The organism is Pararhizobium capsulatum DSM 1112 (assembly GCF_030814475.1).
GTDB lineage: Bacteria > Pseudomonadota > Alphaproteobacteria > Rhizobiales > Rhizobiaceae > Pararhizobium > Pararhizobium capsulatum.
In genome coordinates this window covers 2,728,007-2,753,200 of the sequence record NZ_JAUSVF010000001.1, presented here as the reverse complement: position 1 = coordinate 2,753,200, position 25,194 = coordinate 2,728,007, and the positions used below count along the sequence as shown (strand labels likewise).

24 protein-coding genes are annotated in these 25,194 nt (G+C 60.4%); 14 read left to right on the top strand and 10 right to left on the bottom strand.

The genetic code is table 11. The annotated features are described in order from the left end of the window. Nucleotides 1-12: 12 nt before the first annotated feature. On the bottom strand, nucleotides 13-2,325 hold the full coding sequence (locus QO002_RS13405; RefSeq protein WP_307230421.1) for an NADP-dependent malic enzyme: 2,313 nt from the start codon (nucleotides 2,323-2,325) through the stop codon (nucleotides 13-15). Between the two features lie 201 nt (nucleotides 2,326-2,526). Between QO002_RS13405 and QO002_RS13400 the strand changes: the two genes are divergently transcribed. Beyond that, the gene (locus tag QO002_RS13400; protein WP_307230419.1) at nucleotides 2,527-3,357 is read left to right on the top strand and encodes a UDP-2,3-diacylglucosamine diphosphatase; all 831 of its coding nucleotides are present in this window, start codon (nucleotides 2,527-2,529) and stop codon (nucleotides 3,355-3,357) included. A gap of 112 nt (nucleotides 3,358-3,469) precedes the next feature. After that, nucleotides 3,470-4,672 carry an MFS transporter gene (locus QO002_RS13395; protein WP_307230417.1) on the top strand — a complete coding sequence of 401 codons (1,203 nt, stop codon included), beginning with the start codon at nucleotides 3,470-3,472 and terminating at the stop codon, nucleotides 4,670-4,672. On the opposite strand, the gene dgcA is transcribed toward QO002_RS13395, so the two are convergent. Continuing rightward, nucleotides 4,642-5,625, bottom strand: a complete 984-nt coding sequence (gene dgcA, locus QO002_RS13390; RefSeq protein WP_307230415.1) for an N-acetyl-D-Glu racemase DgcA — start codon at nucleotides 5,623-5,625, stop codon at nucleotides 4,642-4,644. The two genes, QO002_RS13395 and dgcA, sit on opposite strands and share 31 nt — an antisense overlap. Nucleotides 5,626-5,772: 147 nt before the next feature. Here dgcA and QO002_RS13385 point away from each other — a divergent pair, with 147 nt between their 5' ends. From QO002_RS13385 to QO002_RS13370, 4 genes are all read left to right on the top strand, one after another. Beyond that, complete coding sequence (locus QO002_RS13385; protein WP_307230414.1) at nucleotides 5,773-6,927, top strand: ABC transporter permease; 1,155 nt, start codon at nucleotides 5,773-5,775, stop codon at nucleotides 6,925-6,927. After that, nucleotides 6,927-7,775: an ABC transporter ATP-binding protein gene (locus tag QO002_RS13380; protein ID WP_370878488.1), complete on the top strand. Its 849-nt coding sequence runs from the start codon at nucleotides 6,927-6,929 to the stop codon at nucleotides 7,773-7,775. Before QO002_RS13385 ends, QO002_RS13380 begins: the two co-directional genes overlap by 1 nt. Nucleotides 7,776-7,854: 79 nt before the next feature. Beyond that, the gene (locus QO002_RS13375; protein WP_307230412.1) at nucleotides 7,855-9,225 is read left to right on the top strand and encodes an MlaD family protein; all 1,371 of its coding nucleotides are present in this window, start codon (nucleotides 7,855-7,857) and stop codon (nucleotides 9,223-9,225) included. A 211-nt stretch (nucleotides 9,226-9,436) separates the two neighbouring features. Next, nucleotides 9,437-10,051, top strand: coding sequence for an ABC-type transport auxiliary lipoprotein family protein (locus QO002_RS13370; protein ID WP_307230410.1), 615 nt, complete (start codon nucleotides 9,437-9,439; stop codon nucleotides 10,049-10,051). Here the strand turns inward: QO002_RS13370 and QO002_RS13365 are convergent. After that, entirely contained in the window at nucleotides 10,026-10,316 is a 291-nt protein-coding gene (locus QO002_RS13365) for a BON domain-containing protein (protein WP_307230408.1), read from the bottom strand. The two genes, QO002_RS13370 and QO002_RS13365, sit on opposite strands and share 26 nt — an antisense overlap. A gap of 180 nt (nucleotides 10,317-10,496) precedes the next feature. Between QO002_RS13365 and QO002_RS13360 the strand changes: the two genes are divergently transcribed. After that, nucleotides 10,497-10,757 carry a hypothetical protein gene (locus tag QO002_RS13360; RefSeq protein ID WP_307230406.1) on the top strand — a complete coding sequence of 87 codons (261 nt, stop codon included), beginning with the start codon at nucleotides 10,497-10,499 and terminating at the stop codon, nucleotides 10,755-10,757. A gap of 75 nt (nucleotides 10,758-10,832) precedes the next feature. On the opposite strand, the gene hemF is transcribed toward QO002_RS13360, so the two are convergent. Beyond that, the gene (hemF, locus tag QO002_RS13355; RefSeq protein WP_307230404.1) at nucleotides 10,833-11,744 is read right to left on the bottom strand and encodes an oxygen-dependent coproporphyrinogen oxidase; all 912 of its coding nucleotides are present in this window, start codon (nucleotides 11,742-11,744) and stop codon (nucleotides 10,833-10,835) included. 191 nt (nucleotides 11,745-11,935) lie between these two features. Here hemF and QO002_RS13350 point away from each other — a divergent pair, with 191 nt between their 5' ends. Continuing rightward, entirely contained in the window at nucleotides 11,936-12,196 is a 261-nt protein-coding gene (locus tag QO002_RS13350; protein ID WP_307230401.1) for a hypothetical protein, read from the top strand. 55 nt (nucleotides 12,197-12,251) lie between these two features. Here the strand turns inward: QO002_RS13350 and QO002_RS13345 are convergent, their stop codons facing one another. Continuing rightward, complete coding sequence (locus tag QO002_RS13345) at nucleotides 12,252-12,716, bottom strand: tRNA (cytidine(34)-2'-O)-methyltransferase (RefSeq protein ID WP_307230399.1); 465 nt, start codon at nucleotides 12,714-12,716, stop codon at nucleotides 12,252-12,254. 469 nt (nucleotides 12,717-13,185) lie between these two features. Between QO002_RS13345 and QO002_RS13340 the strand changes: the two genes are divergently transcribed. From QO002_RS13340 to QO002_RS13315, 6 genes are all read left to right on the top strand, one after another. After that, entirely contained in the window at nucleotides 13,186-15,054 is a 1,869-nt protein-coding gene (locus QO002_RS13340; RefSeq protein WP_307230397.1) for an ABC transporter ATP-binding protein, read from the top strand. Nucleotides 15,055-15,083: 29 nt separating this feature from the next. After that, a complete protein-coding gene (locus tag QO002_RS13335; protein ID WP_307230394.1) occupies nucleotides 15,084-15,452 on the top strand; it encodes a hypothetical protein in 369 nt (122 codons plus the stop codon). A 241-nt stretch (nucleotides 15,453-15,693) separates the two neighbouring features. Continuing rightward, nucleotides 15,694-17,562, top strand: a complete 1,869-nt coding sequence (locus QO002_RS13330) for an ABC transporter ATP-binding protein (RefSeq protein WP_307233371.1) — start codon at nucleotides 15,694-15,696, stop codon at nucleotides 17,560-17,562. A gap of 458 nt (nucleotides 17,563-18,020) precedes the next feature. Beyond that, nucleotides 18,021-18,599: a ubiquinol-cytochrome c reductase iron-sulfur subunit gene (petA, locus tag QO002_RS13325; RefSeq protein ID WP_307230391.1), complete on the top strand. Its 579-nt coding sequence runs from the start codon at nucleotides 18,021-18,023 to the stop codon at nucleotides 18,597-18,599. Nucleotides 18,600-18,613: 14 nt separating this feature from the next. Continuing rightward, entirely contained in the window at nucleotides 18,614-19,888 is a 1,275-nt protein-coding gene (locus QO002_RS13320; RefSeq protein WP_307230389.1) for a cytochrome b, read from the top strand. A gap of 32 nt (nucleotides 19,889-19,920) precedes the next feature. Further along, nucleotides 19,921-20,814 (top strand): cytochrome c1, encoded by an 894-nt coding sequence (locus QO002_RS13315; RefSeq protein WP_307230386.1) that lies wholly within the window; start codon nucleotides 19,921-19,923, stop codon nucleotides 20,812-20,814. A 76-nt stretch (nucleotides 20,815-20,890) separates the two neighbouring features. Here the strand turns inward: QO002_RS13315 and QO002_RS13310 are convergent, their stop codons facing one another. From QO002_RS13310 to QO002_RS13290, 5 genes are all read right to left on the bottom strand, one after another. Continuing rightward, nucleotides 20,891-21,208: a chaperone modulator CbpM gene (locus tag QO002_RS13310; protein WP_307230384.1), complete on the bottom strand. Its 318-nt coding sequence runs from the start codon at nucleotides 21,206-21,208 to the stop codon at nucleotides 20,891-20,893. Next, nucleotides 21,205-22,137, bottom strand: coding sequence for a DnaJ C-terminal domain-containing protein (locus QO002_RS13305; protein WP_307230381.1), 933 nt, complete (start codon nucleotides 22,135-22,137; stop codon nucleotides 21,205-21,207). Before QO002_RS13305 ends, QO002_RS13310 begins: the two co-directional genes overlap by 4 nt. A gap of 173 nt (nucleotides 22,138-22,310) precedes the next feature. After that, a complete protein-coding gene (locus QO002_RS13300) occupies nucleotides 22,311-23,315 on the bottom strand; it encodes a ketopantoate reductase family protein (protein ID WP_307230379.1) in 1,005 nt (334 codons plus the stop codon). Between the two features lie 138 nt (nucleotides 23,316-23,453). After that, the gene (locus tag QO002_RS13295) at nucleotides 23,454-24,044 is read right to left on the bottom strand and encodes a carboxymuconolactone decarboxylase family protein (RefSeq protein ID WP_307230376.1); all 591 of its coding nucleotides are present in this window, start codon (nucleotides 24,042-24,044) and stop codon (nucleotides 23,454-23,456) included. A gap of 165 nt (nucleotides 24,045-24,209) precedes the next feature. Further along, complete coding sequence (locus tag QO002_RS13290) at nucleotides 24,210-25,190, bottom strand: ABC transporter permease (protein ID WP_307230374.1); 981 nt, start codon at nucleotides 25,188-25,190, stop codon at nucleotides 24,210-24,212. Nucleotides 25,191-25,194 lie beyond the last annotated feature (4 nt).

Sequence of the window (25,194 nt, the reverse complement as noted above, 5' to 3'; positions counted from 1 at the left end):
TTTGGCACAGATTCAGGCGGGGTGGGAAGCTTCCACCACCGCCAGAGCTGCCATATTGACGACGCCACGCGATGTCACCGATGGCGACAGGATGTGGGCAGGCAATGCTGTTCCGAGCAGAATCGGACCGACATGAAGGCCCTCGCTCATGGTCTTGACGACGCCCAGCGTGATGTTGGCGGCATCGAGATTGGGGAAAACGAGCAGGTTGGCTTCGCCTGACAGCGTACTGTTCGGCATGACGCGGCGGCGCAGGAATTCGGAGATGGCCGAATCTCCGTGCATTTCACCATCGGCCTCCAGATCGGGAGCCAGCTCCCGCACGAGTTCGATCGCGCGGCGCATCTTGAAGGCACTTTCGGAATCACGCGATCCGAAATTGGAGTGGGAAACGAGGGCTGCGCGGGGTGTGATGCCGAAGCGACGGATTTCCTGGGCAGCCAGCACCGTCTTCTCCGCGATTTCTTCCGCAGTCGGATTGAAGGTCACGTAGGTGTCGGTCATGAAGGTCGCGCCACGCTGCGAGATCAGCAGGCTGAGGGCCGAGAAGTCGAGCACGCCTTCGCGCTTGCCGATAATCTGCGACACGTCGCGCAGGTGGCGGCTGTAGCGGCCTTCAACACCGCAGATCAGCGCATCGGCTTCGCCACGGCGAAGGGCCAGTGCGCCGATGACGGTCTGGTTGGTGCGAACGATCGTGCGGGCGGCTTCGGGGATGACGCCGAGCCTGCCGACGAGCGAGAAATAATCATCGACATAGTCACGGAAGCGGGGGTCGCCTTCGGGATTGACCACTTCGAAATCGGTATCGGGACGGATACGCAGGCCGTAGCGCTTCAGACGGGTCTCGATGATCTGCGGGCGGCCGATCAGGATCGGGCGAGCAGTGCCTTCCTCGAGCAGCACCTGGGCGGCGCGCAGGACGCGCTCGTCTTCACCTTCAGCAAAGATCACGCGGTTCTTGGGGGAGTTTTTTGCAGCGGCAAAGATCGGCTTCATGATGAAGCCGGAACGGAAGACGAAGCGGTTGAGCTGGTCGAGATAGGCGTCGAAATCGGTGATGGGGCGAACAGCGACACCGCTCTCGGCGGCAGCCTTGGCCACGGCTGGTGCGATCCGCAGGATCAACCGCTGGTCAAACGGCGAGGGGATCAGATAATCCGGCCCGAAGATCGGGGTCTCGCCGGTATAGGCGCGGGCAGCAACGTCGGAAGGTTCCTCGCGGGCAAGCGCGGCAATGGCGCGCACGGCGGCCATCTTCATTTCCTCGTTGATCGTCCGGGCGCCGCAATCGAGCGCGCCACGGAAGATGTAGGGGAAGCAGAGGACGTTGTTGACCTGGTTGGGGAAGTCCGAGCGCCCGGTGCAAATCATCGCATCGGGGCGGGCGGCGCGGGCAACTTCCGGCATGATTTCGGGGTTCGGATTGGCAAGTGCCATGATCAATGGCTTTTCAGCCATCTGAACGAGAAGTTCGGGTTTCAGAACGCCTGCGGCGGAGAGGCCGAGGAAGACGTCGGCGCCGGCGATGCTGTCGGCAAGCACGCGTTTATCACTCGGCTGCGCATAGACGGATTTCCATTCGTCCATCAGCACTTCGCGGCCGACATAGACGAGGCCTTCGAGGTCGTGGACCCAGATGTTTTCGCGTCTGGCACCGAGGGTGACGAGCAGGTTGAGACAGGCGAGCGCTGCGGCACCCGCGCCGGAAGTCACAATCTTGGCTGCGGCGATATCCTTGCCGGCCAGTTCAAGGCCATTGAGGATTGCGGCTGCGACGATGATCGCCGTGCCGTGCTGGTCGTCGTGGAAGACCGGAATCTGCATTTTGTCGCGCAGTTGGCGCTCGACCTCGAAACATTCCGGGGCCTTGATATCCTCGAGATTGATGCCGCCGAAGGTCGGCTCAAGCGCGGAGATGACATCAACCATGCGCTCGATGCCCGGCGCGTCGATCTCGATGTCGAACACGTCGATGCCGGCGAATTTCTTGAAGAGGACGGCCTTGCCTTCCATGACCGGCTTGGAGGCAAGCGGGCCGATATTGCCGAGGCCGAGCACGGCCGAACCGTTGGAAACGACGGCGACGAGATTGGCGCGCGCGGTGTAGTCCGCGGCCGTTTCCGGATTGTCGCGGATCGCGAGACAGGGCGCGGCGACACCCGGTGAATAGGCAAGCGCCAGGTCGCGCTGGTTGCCGAGCGGCTTGATGGGCTGGATCTCGAGCTTGCCCGGGCGCGGATAGCGGTGGAAGAACAGAGCCTGCTCATCCAGATCGCCACTCGTTGGAACCTGCGGGCCCTTGCCCTTTTCACCCATCGTCATTCTTGCAATCCCCATCAGTTGGACGCGGCCCTTTTTTCATGAAAATTCTGCGACGTACAGTTTTTTGTGGCCGATTTTCACCTTCTCATGGTGTCGAACCCCAGCCGTGGATTTTCGCTGACCACAGGCGTTGTCATTCTCCTGAAACACGAGTCTGGTTTTGACGTGTCATAAGACAGGAAGGTAAAACGCGAGACAGCCATGACCGACACCGATATCGCCACCTGCCGCTACCGGACGCTGTTCATTTCGGATGTTCACTTGGGTTCCAAGGCGGCCAAGACCGATTTCCTCCTCGATTTTCTGAGAGTTCATGACGCCGATACCATTATCCTCGTTGGTGACATCGTCGATGGCTGGCGGCTGAAGCGCAGCTGGTACTGGCCGCAACCCTGCAACGATGTTGTCCAGAAGCTGTTACGGAAGGCCCGAAAGGGAACCCGCATCATCTACATCCCCGGCAACCATGACGAATTCGCCCGCGATTTCCCCGGTATCCACTTCGGCGGCATCGAAGTCGCCAATCGCCACATCCACGAAGCCGGTGACGGTCGCAAGTATCTGGTGCTGCATGGCGACGAATTCGATGTGGTCGTGCGCAATGCCCGCGTGCTCGCCTATCTCGGTGACTGGGCCTACGATACGGCGATCGCCATCAATGTCGTGCTTTCGGCCGTGCGCCGCAGGCTGGGCCTGCCTTACTGGTCGTTCTCGGCCTGGGCCAAGCTTCAGGTGAAGCACGCCGTCAACTTCATCGGCGAATTCCAGAAGGTCGTGGCTGAAGAGGCGCGCCGCACGGGTGTCGATGGTGTCATCTGCGGTCATATCCACCATGCCGTTATCGATCAGATGGATGACATCCGCTACATCAACACCGGCGATTGGGTCGAAAGCTGCACGGCGATTGCCGAGCATGAAGACGGCACGATGGAGCTGATCACCTGGCGCCAGATGGTCGGGTTGCCGGCCCCGCAGGCCAAACTTGCGCTTGCGTCGATAACAGACGTGCTGCGCGAACGCGAGGCCGCCTGATCCGACGTTGCACATCGGTCGCAGTGTAGCGGATTCTCGCAGGGTATAGCATGCCCTTGTGGCGAGGCTTGCATGGGCTGTGATAAGGCTTGGCCTTAACGTCAGGTTCTCCATGATTCCTTCTCCAGAGCTTCCTTACCGCGAGGATGCGCCCGCCTATTTCGTGCCGCGCATCGCCTTGCTCTTCTGCGCGCCTTTGATCGTCAACGGTTTCGCCCTGCCGTTCTTTCCGGTCTGGCTCAGCACCCTCTCGCTCAGCGATTTCGAAATCGGGATCATCTTGGCGGTGCCGATGTTCGTGCGCGTCATCACCGCACCACTTGCGGGGCTGCTTGCCGACAGGATCGGCGAACGGTCCAAGGTGCTGGTCTGGTCGGCGGTCTTCTCCCTGCTGACGGCACTGGCCCTCTTCGTCTCGCACGCCTTCTGGTACGTGCTGGTCATCTATGCGCTGCAGGGCGCGGTCTATTCGCCCTATGTCCCGATCGTCGAGGCAATTGCGCTCACGGGTGTTCGTCGCTGGGGCTTCGATTATGCCCGCATGCGCGTCTGGGGATCGGTCGCCTTCATCGGTGCGACCATGCTCGGCGGTGAGATGATCGGTCTCTTCGGTGGCGGCATGGTATTGCCGGCGATGGCGGTCGGCTTTGTGCTGATGATCGGCATGACCTTCATCGCGCCCCGCGTGGGACGTCCCAGACGTCCCTCGACACTGACGACCCTGACGGAGCCGACGCCCAAGACGTTGCGCAAGCTGGACTTGCAGTTGCTGCTGATTGGCGTGACGTTGGTCAACGGCAGCCACGCGATGCTCTTCGCTTTCTCGGCGATCTACTGGCAGCATATCGGCTTTACCGGCACGCAGATCGGGCTTCTATGGAGTGCTGGCGTTGCTGCCGAGGTGCTGATGTTTGCTTGCGCAAAGCCGATCATCCGGCGCGTCAGCATCTGGACGATGATCTTTTCAGGCTGCGGCCTTGCGGTCGTTCGCTGGCTGATCTTTCCGATGGACCTGGGCTTCGGCGGCTATTTCCTGCTGCAGTGCTTTCACGCCTTCACCTACGCGATCATGCACACCGGCATGCAAAACAGGCTGGTGGAACGCGTTCCGGAGGAGCAGGAAGCGTCGGCACAGGGCATCTACTTCTTCTATACCGGCATCTTCACGGCGATCTTCACCTTTGCATCCGGCTACCTCTATGCCTGGTATGGTGTCGATGGCTTCTACGCCATGTCCGTCGTCGCCTTTGTCGGCTGCTGTTTTGCGCTGACGTCCTGGTTCATTCAGCCCCAGAGGCCGGCCGTCGGCGGATAGACGAGCGATGCCTCGTAGTGAAGGCCGTGATGGCGATCTTTCGCCAGCAGCAGCGGGCCGTCGAGATCGACGAAATCGGCCCCCTGCGCCAGGAGTACGGCCGGCGCCATGCCGAGCGAGCTTCCGACCATACAACCGATCATGATTTTGAGATCGAGCGCCTTTGCCGCATCGCGCATGCGCAAACCTTCGGTCAGTCCACCCGTCTTGTCGAGCTTGATATTGACCGCGTCATAGCGATCGACCAGAGAGGCAAGATCCGAAGTCTTGTGAACGCTTTCGTCGGCGCAGACCGGGACGGGGTGGGCGATCGAGGCGAGAAAGCTGTCGTTTCCGGCGGGAAGCGGTTGTTCGATCAGGGCAATGCCGGCTTCGGCGCAGACCTCGAAATGCATGGCAAGCGTTTCCGGAGCCCAGCCTTCATTGGCATCGAGAATGATGTCGCTGGCGGGGGCAGCGGCTCTCACGGCGCGGATCCGTTCGCGGTCGTCGGGCGTGCCGACCTTCACCTTCAGGAGTGCGCGATGGGACCAGATGGCTGCCTGAGCGGCCATGGACGCGGGCTCGCCGAGGGAGAGGGTGTAGGCCGTTGTCAGAGGCTTGGGGGTCTTGATGCCGAGCCTGCTTGCGACGCTGACGCCGCTCAGTTTCGACTGCAGATCCCAGAGCGCGCAATCGACGGCGTTACGGGCCGCACCCGCCGGCATGCGATCGTTCAGTGCATCGCGGCGGATGCCGGACTTCAGTTCGGGGGTAATCGCTTCTATCTGGGAAAGCACGCTCTCCAGCGTTTCGCCGTAGCGACCATAGGGTACGCATTCGCCGATGCCGGTTGCGCCATCTTCGGTGATGCGGCAGGTGACCACGGATGCCGTCGTCTTGCTGCCACGGGAGATCGTGAAGGTGCCGGCAATGGGAAAATGTTCGATGTTGGTTGAAACAGTACGCGCCATGTTCTGTGTCCTGCCGGTGTCAGCCGTGGCGACCTGTCCCGATGCGGGCCTTGCGGAGCAGCATCAATCGGTGACAGATCGACCCTAAGCGGCTATGAGTCGTCAACGTTTTATCAAATGCAGCCAGCGGCGGAAGACCAAACAGACGTGACGCAATCCAAACGGACCACAGATGCCGAGGTGACGCTGGATGAGGCGGCGAATGGCGGGCCACGAGTGTACCGCTTCAGTGGCGAATGGCGCAATGTCTTCGCTCCCGAGGCAGCCCAACAGCTTGAAAAGCTTGCAGCCAAAGAGCAGGGCGCCAGCGAGATCAATCTCGATGGCGTGACGGCCATGGACACCGCAGGCGCCTGGCTGATCCGCCGCTTCGTGGAGAAGCTCGGCGGCGAGGAAGGCGAGGTCAAGCTTTCCAGCAACCAGACGCGCTATATCGAGCTCGTTGAGGCCATGCCGAAAAGCCTGCCGGACCCAAGGGAAGAGCAGGCGCCTGCTCCCTCGCTTGCCGAGCGCGTTTTTGCGCCGGTCGGCAAGGTCATGGCTGCAGCGTGGAATGATGTGATTGCGGCACTCTTCATCCTGGGCTCGGCAGTGCGCGGCGCGCAGATGAAGCTTGGCCGCCACAGCGGCCTTTCGCCGGCAGCGATCGTCAGTCAGATCGACCGGATGGGCGTCCAGGCCGTGCCGATCATCACGCTGATGTCGTTTCTGATCGGGGCGATCATTGCCCAGCAGGGCGCGTTCCAGCTACGCTATTTTGGCGCCGAGCTTTTCGTCGTCGATCTCGTCGGTATCCTGCAGCTGCGCGAAATCGGCGTGTTGCTGACGGCAATCATGATCGCAGGCCGGTCGGGCAGCGCGATCACGGCCGAGATCGGCTCCATGAAGATGCGCGAGGAGATCGACGCGCTGAAGGTCATGGGGTTGAGCCCGATCGGGGTGCTGGTTTTCCCGCGGCTCGTTGCGTTGACAATCGCTCTGCCGCTTTTGACGATCATTGCCAATTTTGCCGCCCTGTCGGGTGCGGCTGTCGTCACCTGGAGCTATTCCGGCATTACCTTTGCGACCTTCCTGGCGCGTCTTCAGGAGGCGGTCGATTTCTCCTCTGTTCTCGCCGGCATGATCAAGGCGCCGTTCATGGCGCTGATCATTGGAGTGGTTGCCGCCGTCGAGGGACTGAAGGTCGGAGGCAGCGCCGAGTCGCTCGGTGCGCATGTGACGCAATCCGTTGTAAAGGCGATCTTCGTCGTGATCCTGGTCGATGGCCTGTTTGCGATGTTCTACGCGGCGATCGACTTCTGATGGATGAGGAACGCCAAGAGATGCAGGCCCAGCAGGCTGAAAAAACCGAGGACCGCGTGAACGAGCTACCTGCGACCGACGAGCATGAGGTCATCCTGTCCGTCAAGGATCTGACGGTTGCCTTCGGATCGCATGTCGTTCTCGACAAGCTCAATCTCGACATCTATCGAGGGGAAATTCTCGGTTTCGTTGGCGCGTCCGGGGCCGGCAAGTCCGTGCTGATGCGTACCGTGCTTCGGTTGCTGCCCAAGCAGTCCGGGAAAATCACCATCCTCGGCTCGGAATATGACGAGGTGAGCGACGAGGAACGCATCGTCCTTGATACCCGCCTTGGCGTGCTCTTCCAGCATGGCGCGCTGTTTTCGGCGCTGACGGTGCGGGAAAACATCCAGGTGCCGATGCGGGAATATCTGAACCTGCCCCAGGAGATGATGGACGAGCTGGCGCGGCTGAAGATCGATATGGTCGGTCTCGCACCCGAAGCCGCCGACAAATATCCGTCGGAGCTTTCCGGCGGCATGATCAAGCGGGCGGCGCTTGCGCGCGCGCTTGCGCTCGATCCGGATCTGGTTTTTCTCGACGAACCGACCTCGGGGCTTGACCCGATCGGGGCTGCCGAGTTCGATAATCTGATCGCCAAACTGCGCGACACCCTCGGGCTGACCGTGTATATGGTGACTCACGACCTCGACAGCCTTTTCTCCGTCTGCGATCGTATCGCGGTACTGGGAAAGAAGAAGGTGCTCGTCGAGGGTACGATAGACGACATGCTCGCCTGCGACGACGAATGGGTAACATCCTATTTCCGCGGCAAGCGGGCACGTTCCATTGTTCGCGAGCAGGACTAGAGAGCCTGGGCGCGGCGGCGCAAGCGGCGCCGAATCGGATTGAAGCAGGGTCCAGAGGACCACGGGGTAAGCGTCGGGAATGGAAACCAAAGCCAATTATACCATCGTCGGGTTCTTCACCGTCATGGTCATCTTTGCCGCCTTCGGCTTCGTCTACTGGATGTCGCAATATGGGCGCAGCGGCGAGATGGTGGAACTGGTCATCAGCATTCCAGGCTCCGCCAACGGCCTGAGCGTCGGCTCGCCGGTGCGCTTCAACGGCATTCCCGTCGGTTCCGTGCGCAATCTTGCGATCAATTCCAACGATCCCCGCTATTCCGTTGCTGTCACGCAGGTTTCGGTCGAGGCGCCGGTTCTGAAATCGACCAAGGCGACGCTTGAGATTCAGGGCTTGACGGGTGCGGCCTATATCGAGCTCAGCGGTGGCAACAAGGGCGACGAAAACATCCTCAAGACGGCCCTGGACAAGGGCAGCAGCGCCCATCTTGTGGCCGACCAATCGAGCGTAACCAGCCTGCTGGCGACCGCCGACAAGATTCTGGACCGCGCCAACAATGCCATCGGCGAGATCGAAGGTTTCGTGAAGGATGTTCGCGGACCGCTGACCAGCACAATCGCCAATGCGGACCGTTTCTCGCAAGCGCTTGCTGAGAACTCCGATGGAATAGGCGAGTTCTTGAAGAGTGTAAGTTCGCTGTCGACATCTCTTACGGCGGCGTCGAAACGACTTGATTCGACGCTGGCTTCAGCGGAAACCATCGTCAAATCCGTTGATCCCAAGAAGATCGACCATATAGTCAGCAATGTTTCCAAGATGTCGGATGATCTGGCGGCGGCGTCCGGCACGGTGTCCGAAACACTGGCTTCGGTGCGCACGACTGTCGATACCTACAAGCGCTTCGGTGACAATGCCAATGCGACCCTTGCCCGCGTCGACAATATTGTTGCGGCGATCGACACGCAAAAGGTCGGGAATGTCATCAATGACGTTTCGGCCGCCAGTGCCGATGTTCGCAAGACCGCTGCATCGATCTCGGCTTTTGCCGGTACGATCACGAACCGCCAGAAGGATATCGACCAGACGATCACCGACGTAACGCAGATGGCCAACAAGCTGAATGCTGCATCCAGTCGCGTCGATGGTATTCTCGTCAAGCTCGACGGGTTCCTCGGCGATGCGGATGCGCCCTCGCTCTCGGCTGACGCGCGCGCGACGCTCGAATCGTTCCGCAAGGTCGCTGACAATCTCAACGCCCAGATCGGTCCGATCGGAGAGAACCTCAAGCGCTTTTCCGGTGGGGGCCTGAGAGACATCGAGGCATTGGTCAGCGAGACGCGCAGGACGGTTCAGACGCTCGACACGACGATCTCGACCTTCGACAAGGATCCCCAGCGTCTTCTGTTCGGCGGCGAAACGGTCAAGCAGTATAACGGCCGCACCCGCCACTAAAGCGCCTGCGCCACATGCGTTCTGCGCCGCGTGCGAGGCTCCTCAGCTTTGCGCGTTGCTGCGGCTTTCGAATCATGTATTCCCAAAAGCGTGGCAGGGCTGCATGCCTTGGTGTCAAACTGCACGCGGGCTTTAGGCGGGATGCTTTTTGCGCTTGTCTTGCGCAAGCGAGCTACTAAGTTGCGTGAGATTGGCGAAGGATATTTTCTGAATGGCATTGTCGCGTGAGGGGAGTGGCCGCAAGGCGGGATCGACGGGCATTGCCGTCGCCATTGCAATTGCAGCCTTGCTCGCCGGCTGCGCCGGTAAGGCCAACAACGATACCTATGGACTTACAGCTTCGCCGCTGGTCGAGGGACCGGCTGCAACCAGCCGGCAAATCCTGATCCCCGAGCCAACAGCCCTGAAAGCGCTCGACAGCGACCAGGTGGTTATTCGCCTTTCCGGCGCCGAAATACAGTATCTCGCCAAGTCGCAATGGAGCGACCGCCTGCCGAAAATGGTTCAGGCCAAGCTTGTTCAAACCTTCGAAAATACCGGAAAAGTCGGCGGGGTCGGCAAGCCGGGCGAGGGACTTGCGATCGACTATCAGGTGATCACCGACATCCGCTCGTTCGAGATTTCGACGGAAGGTGCCGACACCGGGGTCGTCGAGATTTTTGCCAAGATCCTCAACGACCGCACGGGCACCGTTGTCGCCCAGAAGGTATTCCGCGCGACGGCTCCGGCTCGCGGCACGAGCAACCCCGCCTTCATCGCGGCACTGGATGCAGCGTTCGAGCAGGTTTCCGCCGATATCGTCAGCTGGACGCTGAAGGCAATCTGAACTCCAGCGACGAAATCCGGTTGATCACTTCGGCCACGCCGGGAACGCTTTCGGCAGCTTCCGCTGCCCTATCGATTTCTTCTGGCGTCTGAACGATACCGGAGAGCATAATCGTATTGCCCTTGGCGACGACGGTTACGTCGCTCGCGTCCAGGCCCGTAACGGTGGTCAGGCAGTTTGCGACACGCGTCTCCAGGTCCGCGTGCTCGCCCGGAAAAAGGTCCTCCGGTTCCCTGCCGTAGAATGTCCGTTCCTTGAAAACCATGACCCTTCCTCCTTGCTCGGCAAGCAGTGCGGTGTTCCGTTCCGCTTGGTACTTCAAAACGCGCGGCGGGGGCTTTTGTTCGGCCATGTTCCATTCGAAACAGCGAATATACGGGGCATGTGAGATCTTCAAATCACGGGATGAGGGGAGCCCATCGGAAATCAACAGGGAGAGATCACAATGCGCAAGTTCATTATTTCTGCTGCTGCCGTCGCCATTGCCGCCGTCTCGTTCACGGCCCCTTCGCAAGCCGGTGGCCTCAGCATTGGCATCGGGGGCTACGGCCACCATCACGACGGCGGCAACTTCAGCATCGGCTTCTACGACGCTGGCTACTATGATGGACCCTCCTATTACGAACCGCCCTGCTTCACCAGGAAGGTGAAGAAATACGACAGGTGGGGCAACCTGAAGATCAGGAAGATCACGGTCTGCGAATAGGCGGCAGTTTCATTCCCATAAAAAACCCGGCTGTGTGGCGGCCGGGTTTTTGTCTGTTTTTGAAAATGCAGCTTACTATGGCCAGCGCACGAGCGGGGGCAGAGACGACAGGATCGACTCGACATTGCCGCCGGTCTTCAGGCCGAAGATCGTGCCGCGGTCATAGAGCAGGTTGAACTCGACATAACGGCCGCGGCGGACCAACTGCTCCTCGCGGTCAGCTTCTGTCCAGGGCGTGTTGAAATTCGTGCGCACCAGCTTCGGATAGATCAGGTTGAAGGCTTTCCCGACATCCTGGACGAAGGCGAAATCTGCGTCCCAGCCGCCTTTTTCCTCCTCCGAATGCAGCCAGTCGAAGAAGATGCCGCCGACGCCGCGTGCTTCGTTGCGGTGCTTCAGGAAGAAATACTCGTCGCACCAGTCCTTGTAGTGCGAATAGTCTGCCACGGCATGGCGGCGGCAGGTGATCTCCATACCACGATGGAAGAGCATGGTATCAGGGTCGGTCTGGACGCGGCGGCGGTCGAGAACCGGTGTCAGGTCGGCGCCGCCGCCGAACCAGTTGCTGGTGGTGACGACCATGCGGGTGTTCATATGCACCGCCGGCACATTGGGATTGACCGGATGGGCGATCAGCGAAATGCCCGAGGCCCAGAAGGTCGGGTCTTCGGCAGCACCCGGAATCTGCTGGCGGAACTCCGGCGAGAACTCGCCGTGGACGGTCGATGTATGCACGCCGACCTTTTCGAAGACGCGGCCTTCCATCATCGACATGCGTCCGCCGCCGCCTTCGCCGCCCTCGCGTTGCCAGTCCTTGGCCGTAAACCGGCCGGGAGCGCGATCCGAAAACGGGCCGGTCAGCTCAGCCTCGATCGCCTCGAAGCCGGCGCAGATCGTATCGCGCAGGGTTTCGAACCACGCCTTGGCGCGCAGCTTCTTGTCTTCGATATCGGCGGGGAGGCCTTTTGGCAGATCCGGTCTTTCCATGACTTTTATCCTTTGGCGTGTCGAACCCGCTGGAAAGTGCCGATTCGCGTTTTTTGCACACTCTGATCTTTTGCGGATCCAGGCAACGCCGCAGCCCCGTAAACGGCTTGGGATCGCTGAAATTACCGACTCGCAAAAGCTTTAGGGCGTGATTATCTTTCAGAGGTGCTCACATAGCGAAAGATGGGCGTATGGCAAGACGACCTGCAGCACCTCCGCTTGACGGCCTGCGACGGCAGATTGCCCGTCATCGCCAGGACGCCGGCCGCAAGGAAGGCGGCTATTTCGTGCGCGAAACTTTCCGACTGGACCGCGAGCAGGCTCGCATCAAGGCGCGGGAATGGTTCGATACCTGGCCCAAGGCCGCCTACTGGACGGAAGTGGAAAGCTGGCGGGCGCTCGAGGGTAACGAGATCGAGTTCACGATGCGGCGTCTGCCGACTGCAGACTGAGCCGGTCTCCGGTTGCAATCCTTTGATCGACCCCGTCGCGCCCTGCGATGAACCGTCACGGGCGGAGCTGACGCAAGGCTTCTCCGGTGATCATTGCCACAGACATCGCGACATTGAGCGACCTCTGGCCCCCGACCATCGGGATGATGACGCGGTGATCAGCCGCGTCGTGGACAGGATCGGGTACGCCTGCGCTTTCGCGGCCGAAAAGCAGGATATCGCCGGGCTGGAAGGCCAGGGTGGTATAGGTCACCGCCGCCTTGGTGCTGGCGAGGATAAGGCGCCTGCCTTCCGATTTCCGCCAGCTCTCGAACTGCTCCCAGTTGACGTGCCGCGTCAGCGTGACCGACGCGATATAATCCATGCCGGCGCGCTTCATGTTGCGATCGGACAGGTCGAATCCGGCCGGTTCGATGATATCGACGCCGAGCCCGAGGCAGGCGGCAAGACGCAGGATCGTTCCGGTGTTTCCGGGAATATCCGGCTGGTAAAGCGCGATACGGAGGCTGTCAGTGGACATTTCGGGCTCTCATCACCAAATTTCAAGGCACTCATCGACGCGCCTAATCAATCTGTGCCGATTTGGCAACAGGCGGAAGCTGCGGGTGAGGCTTGCATAAAATTCCGGCAGAGACGATCTGGTGAAATCCGGGAAAAATCGCTAACAAGGGACATCGTCAACGCGAACCACAGGAGGCCGGAATGAATTTGCCAGTGATCGCCCGCCTCTGGGCATCCGTCCTTTCGGACTAATCGGTTTCGCGCCTTACCTTACGTTAGTTTCGTGCGTAGAAACCGCCGCTCCGGATGAACCGGCTGCTGCGTTGATACGTTTGCTCGCCCTTCCTCCGGACATGTTGCTTTCGAATGCGGGTTTTCCCGCCTTCGCCATCGGAGCGCCGCGCGCCGCAAAGGCCCGACGTCGTTGCTCCAGCATTCAAGTTGTGCACAACCTTTAGGAAAGGATCGTGCGTTAGAGGAGCTTCGTCATGCTCGGCTGGTTTGAATCCCGCCTCAATCCCTATCCGGCACCGGAGCCGGTAGCGCCACCGGAAGGCCTGTTTGCCTTCTGCTGGCACTATACCAAGCCGGCAGCGCCGTGGCTCGCCGTCATGTCGATCTGCTCGGCACTGATCGCCGTCGGCGAGGTTGCGCTGTTCCAATTCCTCGGCAGTCTGGTCGACTGGCTGGCAACGGCCGATCGTGCGACCTTCCTGCAGACGGAAGGCACGCGGCTGGTCTGGATGGGGGCAATCGTGCTGGTTGGCCTTCCTTCCGCGGTGGCCCTCGGCTCCATGGTCATGCACCAGGTGCTGCTCGGCAACTATCCGATGATCGCGCGCTGGCTGATGCACCGCTACCTGCTGCGTCAGGGCATGACCTTCTTTGCCAACGAGTTTGCCGGCCGCGTCGCCACCAAGGTGATGCAGACCTCGCTTGCCGTTCGCGAAACGGTGATGAAGATTCTTGACGTTTTTGTTTACGTCGTCAGCTATTTCATCTCGATGCTGGTCGTGGTGGCGGCTGCCGACTGGCGGTTGCTCGCGCCGCTCGTCATTTGGCTGGCGCTCTATATCTGCATCGTCGCCTATTTCGTTCCGCGCCTGCGCAAGATTGCCAAGGATCAGGCGGATGCGCGCTCGATGATGACGGGCAGGGTGGTCGATAGCTACACCAATATCGCCACGGTGAAGCTGTTCTCCCACGCCGGCCGCGAGGAGGCTTACGCCAGGGACAGCATGGATGCGTTCCTGCAGACGGTGCATCGCCAGATGCGCAAGGTCACGCTGTTTCATGTGCTGGTCTACACCAACAACTGCATCGCGCTGTTTTCGATCGCGAGCCTCGGCATCCATCTCTGGCTGACGAGTGCGATCTCGATCGGCTCGATCGCCATTGCGGTGTCGCTCGCCATGCGAATCAACGGCATGTCGCAGTGGGTGATGTGGGAAGTCTCGGCGCTGTTTGAGAATATCGGCACCGTCTATGACGGCATGGGCATGATGACCAAGGCTCATGACATCACCGACGAACCGAATGCCGACAGGCTGGCGGCGAAGAAGGGTGAGATCAAGTTCGATCAGATCGGCTTCCACTACGGCAAGAACAAGGGCGTCATCGACAACCTGACGCTCGAGATCGAACCGGGTGAGAAGATCGGCCTTGTCGGGCGCTCGGGTGCCGGCAAGACGACGCTGATGAACCTGCTGTTGCGCTTCTACGATCTGGAGTCCGGGCGCATCCTGATTGACGGACAGGAGATTTCCGGCGTTACCCAGGACAGCCTGCGCAGCCAGATCGGCGTCGTGACACAGGATACGTCGCTGCTGCATCGTTCGATCCGCGACAACATCGCCTATGGTCGGCCGGACGCGACGGATGAGGACATCATCGCGGCGGCCAAGCGTGCCAATGCCTGGGAGTTCATCCAGTCGTTGGAGGACAATCAGGGGCGCAGGGCGCTCGACGCGCAGGTTGGCGAGCGGGGCGTAAAGCTTTCCGGCGGCCAGCGGCAACGGATCGCGATTGCCCGCGTCTTCCTGAAGGACGCGCCGATCCTGATTCTCGACGAGGCGACCTCGGCGCTCGATTCGGAAGTCGAGACAGCGATCCAGGAAAACCTCTTCGACCTGATGGCCGGCAAGACCGTAATTGCCATTGCCCACCGCCTGTCGACGCTGACGGAGATGGACCGGCTCGTGATCCTCGATTCGGGTCGGATCGTGGAGACGGGAAGCCATGCCGAGCTCGTATCGCACAAGGGACTCTATGCCGACCTCTGGTCGCGCCAGTCCGGCGGCTTTCTCGCCGATGACGACGAGGATGAGCTGGATGAGAAGGAAGCGGCGGCCGAATAGGTCGCCTCTTCCCGGCCGGAGACGAAGCCATGCACGCGATCCGCTTCGAGTTCGATGTCCTGGTCGGAGGCGACCGCAGCGCCGCCTCCGACGCCTTTGCCGCGATCAATCCTGACTGGAAATGCTGCTGGGGCAAGAATGGCGGCTTCCTTGCAGAGCCGCCGCAGCTTGGCGAATGCATGGACGCCGCAGGTTTCGCTGCGCGTCATGTCGAGGCTTATGCTGCGCAACTCTCCACCTTGCGCGGCTTCGGGCATTGCCACAGCATCCGTATCGCGGCTTACGTCGATCTTGATGCGGTCGATGATTTCAACCTGCGCCTCAAGCCTTCGACCATGGCGCTTGCGGCATCGCTCGGCTACGAGATCGATTTCTGCCTTTACCAGCAGGTAGGGTGACGGGGTACCGTCTCACGCTGTGGATGAAATTCGAAAATCTCTCCTCTGTCATGCTCGGTCTTGTGCCGAGCATCCATCAGCCTTTCCATTTTTTGAGAGGCTGGAAGATCCTCGGGTCTGACCCGAGGATGACGCAAGAGGTGCGGCAGGGGTTGTCAGTTGGCTGACGGTGACGGACCTTCACCGCGAGAATGACAGAAACTTAATTTGCCACATTCTCGAAACAGCCTATATCGGTTCCATGCTCCTGCGTTCGCTCTTTGCCTATTTCGAAAACTGGATTCGGCCCTTCGAGCCCAAGGAGAAACTGCAGCCGCCTGAAAAACTTGTTCCCTTCATCTGGTTTTATATCAGCCAGGCAAAGGCGCCTTTCATTGCCATGCTGATACTCGGCGGCCTGTCGGCGGCGATCGAGGCGGCGCTGTTTTGGTTCGTCGGGCGTATCGTCGATATCCTCGGCACGATCCAGCCTTCCGATGGTTGGAACGGATTGCTCGAGCGCCATGGCGCGGAACTCTTCGGCATGCTGGTGCTGATCGGCGTTGTTCGCTTCGTTGTGGCTTTGCTGATGGCGCTGGTGGACCAGCAAATCATCACGCCGGGCTTCTACAATCTGGTTCGCTGGCAGTCCTATGTGCATGTGGCGCGCCAATCCGTCTCCTTCTTCCAGAACGATTTTTCCGGACGACTCGTGACCAAGGTCTGGTCGGGCGGGCAGGCAGCGGGCGATGTCGTGACCTCGCTCATGGAAAGCGTCTGGTTCGTCGGCATCTATGCGGTGACGACACTTGTGCTGGTTGGCCAGCTCGATTTCTCGCTGGCGGTCGTCGTGCTCATGTGGCTCATCGCCTTTTCGGTGCTCGCCCGCTTCTTCGTGCCGCGCATTCGCAGGCATTCGCGTGAGACGGCAGAGGCGGCCTCGATGCTGAATGGTCGCATCGTCGATGCCTACAGCAACATCCAGACGCTGAAACTTTTCGGTCGCGACGACGAGAATGATCGCTACATGCGACGCGGTTTCGAAATCTATCAGGACAGCCTGCTGCGCTTCACGCGCTTCATTACCGGCGTTCGCGCCTCCATGGCGCTGCTGTCGGGCGTCATGATCGTCAGCATGGTAGCGCTTTGTGTGCACCTCTGGCTCTTGGGTTCTGTCAGTGCCGGCGCGGTTGCCTTCACGCTGGCCCTCGTCTTGCGCCTCAATTTCCTGCTCAGCCGCATGATGGTCCAGTTCAATGGCATCATGCGCAATATCGGTACGGTGCAGAATGCCGCCGAGACGATCTCCAAGCCGATCGCACTGGTCGACCGCGAAGGGGCATCGCAGTTGACCGTCAAACACCCGGGCATCGCCTTCGAAAACGTCTCGTTCCATTATGGACGCGGGCAGTCTGTCATCGACAATCTGACGCTCACCATCCGGCCGGGCGAAAAGGTGGGCCTTGTCGGGCGCTCTGGTGCGGGCAAGACGACGCTGATCAATCTGCTCCTGCGCTTCTATGATATCCAGGGTGGCCGTATCCTGATCGATGGGCAGGATATCGCTGATGTCACACAGGAATCACTGCGTGCGCAGATTGGCGTTGTCAGCCAGGATACGTCTCTGCTTCATCGCTCTATCCGCGACAATATCCTTTTCGGTCGCCCGGATGCCGGCGAGCGGCAACTGACGGATGCCGCCAAGAGGGCCGAGGCGCTCGACTTCATCAACCGGCTCGAAGATCTGCATGGGCGCAAGGGTTTCGATGCCCACGTGGGTGAGCGGGGCGTGAAGCTTTCGGGTGGGCAGAGGCAGCGCATCGCGATTGCCCGGGTCATGCTGAAGGATGCGCCGATCCTCATACTCGACGAAGCGACATCCGCACTCGATTCGGAGGTGGAGGCCGCGATCCAGTCCAATCTCGACCGCTTGATGCAGGGAAAGACGGTGCTTGCGATTGCCCACCGCCTTTCAACGATCGCGGCGCTTGACCGCCTCATCGTCATGGAAGACGGCAGGATCATCGAGGATGGGACACATCACCAGCTGATTTCACGCGGCGGGCTCTATGCGGATCTCTGGGCGCGCCAGTCCGGCGGTTTTCTCGCCCAGGATGCCGCCGCGGAGTAGCGGCGTTCTGCTCGCGTGGCCGGCACAATCCGCCTCGGACGTATGCGTTCGGCGATGAAGTTTCCGCACGGAGCGTGATTCTCTTGCCTGCTTTCCGAGAGCGCAGCAGAACAGCCGAAAACGCCTATGGTGTTGCGCATTTCACGCGGAAAAGCAGTTTGTAAACATTGGCTTCTGTTTTCCCGCGACATTGTGGCTCACCTCTCCGGCCGGAGGCTGGACATAACTTGCGATCAAGCTTAGAACGCGCCGGATTGCCGGGGAATCTGCGCTTTTTTCAAGGTTGCGGATTTTGCCCGGTTGAGGGGCATGGGGAGGGAAAGATGAAAGTTTTACCCAAATCGCGCCTCGACTTATTGATTTGGCGCTGTTCTTTCGCTCAACTGCACTTGAGGGAGCGGATCAACGCTGGGGACAGTGCGGTTTCCGCATACATTGCGTGAGAGGATGGTTTAGCCGTGAGCGAACACGACACAACAACCGAAACCCTGGGCGAGCCCACTCGCCGCGACTTCCTGTACCTGACCACGGGTATGGCAGGTGTCGTCGGCGCGGCTGCGGTCGCCTGGCCCTTTATCGACCAGATGCGGCCGGATGCCTCGACGCTGGCGCTCGCCTCGATCGAGGTCGACGTATCGAGCCTGCAGCCCGGCATGTCTCTGACAGCCAAGTGGCGCGGCAAGCCGGTGTTCATCCGTAACCGGACCGACAAGGAAGTCGAAGAAGCCAAGGCTGTAGCGCTTGCCGACCTGAAGGATCCGGTTGCGCGTAACGCCAACCTTCCTGCCGATGCCCAGGCGACGGACGTTGATCGTTCCGCCGGCAAGGACAAGGAAAACTGGATCGTCATGATTGGCTCCTGCACCCATCTCGGCTGCGTTCCGCTCGGCCAGGCCGGCGATTTCGGCGGATGGTTCTGTCCCTGTCATGGGTCCCACTACGATACGGCCGGCCGTGTTCGTAAGGGACCTGCGCCGATGAACCTCGCCGTTCCGACTTTTGCGTTCACATCCGACACAGTCATCAAGATCGGTTGAGGGGAATACTGATTATGAGTGGTGATCATTCAACCTATATGCCGACGAGTGGAATCGAGAAGTGGGTCGATTCCCGTCTGCCGCTGCCACGGCTCATCCATGACAGCTTTGTTTCATACCCGGTTCCGCGCAACCTGAACTATGCCTACACCTTCGGCGCCATGCTGTCGGTCATGCTGATCATTCAGATCCTGACCGGTGTGGTTCTCGCCATGCACTATGCGGCCGAAACCACCGTTGCCTTCACGTCTGTCGAAAAGATCATGCGCGACGTCAACCACGGTTGGCTCTTGCGCTACATGCATGCCAACGGCGCGTCATTCTTCTTCATCGCCGTTTATCTGCATATCGGCCGTGGCCTCTACTACGGCTCCTACAAGGCGCCGCGCGAAATCCTCTGGATTCTCGGCGTTGTCATCTACCTCCTGATGATGGCAACCGGCTTCATGGGCTATGTTCTGCCCTGGGGGCAGATGTCCTTCTGGGGCGCGACCGTCATCACCGGCTTCTTCTCGGCTTTCCCGTGGGTCGGCGAGTGGATCCAGCAGTTCCTGCTCGGTGGCTTTGCCGTCGATAATCCGACGCTGAACCGCTTCTTCTCGCTGCACTACCTGCTGCCCTTCATGATCGCCGGCGTCGTTGTCCTGCATATCTGGGCGCTACATGTTGTCGGCCAGACCAATCCGACCGGCGTCGAAGTCAAGACCAAGACGGATACCGTTCCCTTTACGCCCTATGCGACCCTGAAGGATGCGCTTGGCGTCTCCGTCTTCCTGCTCGTCTATGCGTGGTTCGTGTTCTACATGCCGAACTTCCTCGGCCATCCGGACAACTACATCCCGGCCGATGCGCTGAAGACGCCTTCTCACATCGTGCCGGAATGGTATTACCTGCCGTTCTACGCGATGCTGCGCGCCATCACCTTCAATGTCGGCCCGATCGACTCGAAGCTCGGCGGCGTTCTGGTGATGTTCGGAGCTATCATCGTCCTGTTCTTCCTGCCTTGGCTGGATACGTCCAAGGTTCGCTCGGCCGTGTATCGCCCCTGGTACAAGTTGTTCTTCTGGCTGTTCGTCGTGAATGCCATCCTCCTGGGTTGGCTGGGTTCGCGTCCGGCTGAAGGCCTCTACGTCATCATGTCCCAGTTGGGCACCCTCTACTACTTCGGCTTCTTCCTGGTGATCATGCCGGTCCTCGGTCTCATCGAGACACCGAAACGCATCCCCAACTCCATCACCGAAGCGGTGCTGGAAAAGCAGGCTGCGAAGAAAAAGCCTGTGGCTGCGTGATGTCGAGAGCGAAGATTAAGGAACCCAAGACAATGAAAAAGCTTGTTACAGGCATTCTTTCGCTCGCCGTCGTCGCCGGTCTCGGTGCAGGTATGGTGTTCGCCCAGGAATCGGGCGAGCACAAGGAAGGTGCCCCCGCCGAAGAGCACGGCGGTACTCCACACTTCCCGATCAAGCATCCGGCGCAGGAAAAGTGGTCTTTCGCCGGGCCTTTCGGTCACTATGACAAGGGCCAGCTTCAGCGCGGCCTGAAGGTCTACACCGAGGTCTGTTCCGCCTGCCATTCGATGAACCTCGTGTCGTTCCGTACGCTCGAGGGCCTCGGTTACTCCGACGGTCAGGTCAAGACTTTCGCGGCCAACTACGAAGTGCAGGACGGCCCGAACGCCGAAGGCGAAATGTTCACCCGCAAGGCGCTGCCTTCGGATCACTTCCCTGCGCCGTTCCCGAACAAGGAAGCAGCCGCTGCCGCCAACAACGGCGCTGCTCCGCCGGACTTTTCGCTGATCGCCAAGGCGCGCGGTATCGAGCGTGGCTTCCCCCAGTTCCTGATCGACATGATCCCGATCGTCGGCGGTTACCAGGAAGGCGGCCCGGACTATATCCACGCGCTGCTGAACGGCTACCAAGACCCGCCGGAAGGCGTCGAAGTGGCTGAAGGCACGCATTACAATCCGTATTTCGCCAATGCCCAGGCACTCGCCATGGCAAAGCCGCTTTCGGACGATCAGGTGACCTATGACGACGGTTCGCCGCAGACGGTCGAGCAGTATTCGCACGACGTCGCAGCTTTCCTGATGTGGGCCGCCGAGCCGCATCTCGAAGAGCGCAAGCGCACCGGCTTCATGGTCATGATCTTCCTTTTGATCTTTACCGGCCTGATCTACCTGACGAAGAAGTCGGTCTACTCCAACAAGGAACATTGATCTCCGGTTTCGGAATTAACCAAAAAGGCGGCTTTCGGGCCGCCTTTTCTGTTTTCATCGATACGTGTCACTGTGCTCAATCGTCGGCGTCAAGCAACGCAAGAATGCGCTTTTGAACCTCGGCATCCTGCCGGCGGACTGCCTCAACCAGCCGATTGAGCCTGCCACGAAGCCCGTGCACCTGATCGAGCAGTTGCATGGCGACATCGACGCCATCGTCGTTGACACCCATGGGGCCAACCAGATCCTGGATCAGCCGGGCGCGTGCCAGTTCGGCCTCGTCAAACTCCGGCCGGCCGGACGTTTGCTGCGGGACCAGCCATCGCCGCTCGATCCAGACTTCGAGGATCGTGGTTTCTATCTCAAGCCGCTTGCAAAATTCACCGTTGTTCACAGGCCGCCTCCCATTCCCCTGCGCGGATCGTCGTTGCGGTCTTTCGACCATTCCTCGACAAAGGCCGTCAGCTTCGCATCCGGTTCGCCCGGAAGCACGATCTTCAGCGTCACATAGGCGTCGCCGTGGCCGCCGTCGCGCTTGTGCAGGCCTTTGCCCTTGAGGCGGAGTGTCTTGCCGGTGTTGGAGTTCGGACCAATCGACACATTGACGGCACCGTCCATCGTCGGAACCTTGATCTTTGCGCCCAGCACCGCCTCGCTCAGCGAAATCGGCACGTCGTAACGCACGTCGTCGACATCCAGCTTGAAGAGCGGGTGCGGGCGGACATGGATGTCGATCAGGGCATCTCCCGCGGGCGCGCCGTTGTGTCCCCGATTGCCCTTGCCACGCAGGCGCAGCGTCTGGCCGTCACGCGTGCCGGCGGGGATGCTAAGGTCGAGGGAGCCGCCTTCCGGCAGGGTAATTTGCCGCTTGGCGCCATTGACCGCGTCGAGCAGGTCGATCTCCATCGAGAAATGCTGGTCTCTGCCGCGCATGGGACCCTGGCTCTGGCTGCGACCCCGCTGCGAAAAGAAGGTCGAGAAGATGTCTTCCGCACCGCCGAGATCGCCGAAATCGGCAAAGCCGCCGGCGCTCTCGTAGCGCCCGGCTGTCTCGGCATTGCCCGCATAGTCGCGATAGAAGTTGCGCGGTGCAGCCTCCGCGCCAGTATCGTCGATCTCGCCGCGATCATAACGCCCGCGCTTGTCCTCGTCGCCGAGAAGGGCGTAGGCCGAGGACGTGGCTTTGAATTGCTCTTCAGCTTGCTTGTCGCCGGAGTTCAGGTCCGGATGATACTTCTTCGCGAGCTTGCGGTAGGCGCTTTGAATGTCTTTCTGGGAGGCGTCGCGGGTGACGCCCAGAACGTCATAGAGATTGCGGCTCATTCAGTCTCCCTCAGGCGAATTTTGGTGTTGACGCACGTCACAGGAGTGTCTTGATTGCGACGTCGTACCTTCCCTCAAGATGGTGGCGAGCAGGCATTAGTGCAAGAATAGGGCGTTGCTGAATTTCGCACAGGTCCGCGCATGGCGATGAATGCGGATTTGGTATTTTCGGCTCAGGCCGAACGATTCTGCCTGTCGAGCGCCGTGACAAGCGTCAGTACCGCATCGGTGGCCGGGGTCGCGATGCCGACGAGGCGCGCCAAGGTCGGGACGATCCCGACGATGGGCACGATTTCCAGCGGCTTTCCTGCCAAGAGATCCTGCAGCATCGAGGTTTTTACTGCCCCAATGGCGCGCGACTGCTGGAGGCGCTGCTCCACCGAAATGGCAATTTTCGCACTCAGCGCTTCGCCGACGGCCTGCACCTCCAGCATGATGCGGCTAATCATCTCGGTCAGCGCGGGATCGGCCATGATATCCTGCATCGGCAAGCGGGTGATCGCACTGATCGGGTTGAAGGACGTGTTGCCCATCAGCTTGCTCCAGATGTCATCGCGAATACGCGTTGACAACCGGACCTCAACGCCGGCGTCAGAGAAAAGTGCTGCAAGCGCCTCGATGTCTGGGGTGATTTCGCCGGTGGGCTCGCCGAGGATGAAGGAGCCGCGATTGGTGAGGTGAACCTTTCCGGGCGCTGCAATCCTGCCGCCCTGGTGAGCAACGCAGCCGATCACGCGCTGCGGTCCGATCAGCCGCCAGAGATCGCCGCCCGGATCGAGGCTTTCGATTTGGCGATCGGCATGTCCGCTTGCTGCATCCTGGTAGAAATACCACCAGGGAATGCCGTTGAGGATCATCACCACGCGCGTGTTCTCTTTAAGCAGGCGGGCAATGCCGGGCGCGGCGTCTGTCAGCTGATGCCCCTTCAGCCCGGTGATGACCAGATCCTGGGGAGGCAGGTCGTTGGGATCGTCGGTTGCGGTGATCCGGACGTTCCGCGGCGTCTCGACACCGTGTTCGATAAGGTCCAGGCCATCCTTGCGGATTGCATCAAGATGTTCGCCGCGAGCAACAACCGATATCGTGGCATCGCCGCCCTGCATGGACGCAAGTTTGGCTGCAACGGCGCCGCCGAGGGCGCCGGCGCCGTAGATACAGATCGTGCGATAGGGTGGCATGCGATGCTCCGGATTCTCATATTTAGTCTGGCGGTTTAATCTGCGGCCGCGAAATTCTGCGAGCGGCCGAAGTTATCCTAAGGTACGAAAATCGCAATGGTTTCCTGCTTCGCATTCGGTTTGATGGGTTGTCGTTCCTCAGCTGAGCTTTGCTATTGGCCGACCGATGACAAGCGCCTTGCGAAGGTCGGCCGCCATGCTGGAATAGGCGGAATCCGGCTCTACGCCGAGTGCATCGAGGGTCTTGGAGAAGAAGCAGCGCACAGTGGCGGCGGCGACAATGTCGAAGATTTCGGCGTCGGCCAGGCCGTGTTTCTTCAGGGCATCGACATCGGCTTTCTCGATTGCTGCGGCATCGCGCACAACCTTGGCGGCAAACAGCATGATGGCGCGTTCGGTCTCGTCGATGGGCGCCGTTCCGGCATCTTCGGCGATCTTGCGCACCGTATCGGCTGAAAACACCTCGCGCATCAGCACCGAACCATGGGCCAGCATGCAATAGGAACTTTTCAGCTCCTTGGCGGCGGCGAGGGTCACCAGTTCATACCGGCGCAGGTCCATGTGGGTCTTGATCGTGGCGAGCAGGGCGCTCCATCGCTCCATGACGTCAGGGCGGTGGCCGAAGGCCTTGGTCATGTTCGGCAGATAGCCGTAGCCGGCCTCTGCGTCGGCATAGATCTTGGCGACTTTTTCGCTGGATGATGCGTCGGGTGTCTGGATGAAAGACATGCTGGCTCCTCCTTGCCAAGGGGCAGAAAGCCGCATCGGCCCGAGGCGGATCATCCGCCCGCAATCACCGGCACGAAGCGGTATTGCACGCCGCCATTGTAACATCTGCGAGGCGGTGTCACCAGCTTCCGGCACGGCAATTCAGTCGCACATTATCGAGAGGTGTCAGGTTGCCGATCTTGCGGTAAGCCGGGCCTGCAACACCACCACGACAAGCAGGAAAAGGCCCCGAATGACTGATTGCCAATAGGCCGAGAGCGAGATCCAGCCGAGGCCGTTTTCGAAGTTCAGCACGTTGAACACCATGCCGAGCAGCAACGCTCCGGCAAGCGTCGCGCCGACCGATCCGGAGCCGCCTGTGAGCAGCGTGCCGCCGACGACCACCGAGGCGATGGCGAAGAGTTCCCAGCCCACGCCCTCGGTCGGTTGCCCCGCGCCGAACTGGGAGGCGAGGATGACGCCAGCGAGGCCTGCCAGAAGGCCGGAGAACGCGTAGACGCCGAGCAGGGTGCGCTGGACCTTGAGGCCCATCAACGCTGCTGTGTGTTCGCCGTCGCCGATTGCCAGCACATGGCGGCCGGAGCGGGAGCGCTCAAGGAAGATCCAGCCCAGGATATAGGCGCCAAGCGCGATCCAGGCGGGAATGGGGAAGCCGAGGAAATCGTCCTGGCCGATGACGGTGAAACCGCTGTCGTAGGAGACGGAGACCGATTGATTGTTGGCCAGCAGCAGGGCAGTGCCATTGGCAGCAAGCATCGCCGCCAGCGTGGCGATGAAGGGCTGGATGCGCAGGCGGGTGATGACCACGCCGTTGATGAGACCGACGGCCAGCCCGGCGCAGATGCCGCCGGCAAGGCCGGCATACCAGCTGTAGGGTGAGAGCAGCGCCGAGACGACGCTGGCAAGGGCCGCGACTGCGCCGACCGAGAGATCGATGCCGCCGGTGATGATCACGAAAGCCATGCCGAGCGCGATCAGCGCAAACATCGAGTTGTAGCGCAGGAAGCTCAGGATGTTGAACGGCGACAGGAAGTAGTCATAGCGCAGGGCGCCGAACAGGATCAGCGCGGCAAGCGCGATCATGACGCCGATGCGTGCGAGATCGCCGGAGGATTTCGGAGCGAAGGATTTGAGGAAAGCAGACATGATT